The sequence below is a fragment of the Vibrio sp. 1727 genome, assembly GCF_033344415.1.
Lineage (GTDB): Bacteria > Pseudomonadota > Gammaproteobacteria > Enterobacterales > Vibrionaceae > Vibrio > Vibrio alginolyticus.
The window spans coordinates 1-694 of record NZ_JAWPOT010000275.1; the positions used below are offsets into that span (position 1 = coordinate 1).

Consider the following 694-nt stretch of genomic DNA (forward strand, 5'->3'; position numbering starts at 1 on the left):
TTAAAGTTCGCGTCAAAGGCAAGCGTCGGTTTGTCTGCCACAGGTGTCACGTTGATATCAAACGTTTCGGTGGTTTGCAGCGACGTTCCTGTGGAATTCTCGTAGTAAATTCCATTATCGTCCGCTGTAACCGTCAATGAAATCGCTGAACTGTTCACGTCACTTGCATCGACAAAAACACCGACATTTGGATCTGTCGAAGTCAACACCGCATTAAGTTGGGACAACGTCCCCATCAAAACGGTTTCACCCGCTAAACCAACACCTTGCGTCACACCACTGCCGGATGGCGCGATAACACTGACATCACCTTCACTCGTGCTGAGCGAAATCGTCATGATCTCGTTCTCATGGATACCAGTGAAATCCACATCCGCTATCGTAATGCCTGATATTTTTTGACCTGCCGATTCGAAGATCGTGCTGGTTACTAATGAGCCATCAATCTCCGGAGCATCATTAACCGCTTGAACGTTCATGACCGCAGAACCGCTGATTGTGATTGGATCCGGTGCTCCATTGGTCGTGCCATCATCAGTAATGTCATAGACAAAACTCACGTCGCCGTTGAAGTTTACTGATGGTTCAAAGCGCCATTCCGTCGCGCTAATCTGCGTGATCGTTCCCGCCGATGGAACCGCAAGCGGGACGTTCGTGACCGTCAAGCTATCGTTTTCCGGACACGTTGCATTGG

1 protein-coding gene is annotated in these 694 nt (G+C 49.4%); it reads right to left on the reverse strand.

The genetic code is table 11. The features are described 5' to 3' along the window. Positions 1-694, reverse strand: a 694-nt coding sequence (locus tag R8O10_RS25210; protein WP_318191955.1) for a cadherin-like domain-containing protein, incomplete at both ends; no start/stop codon positions are given.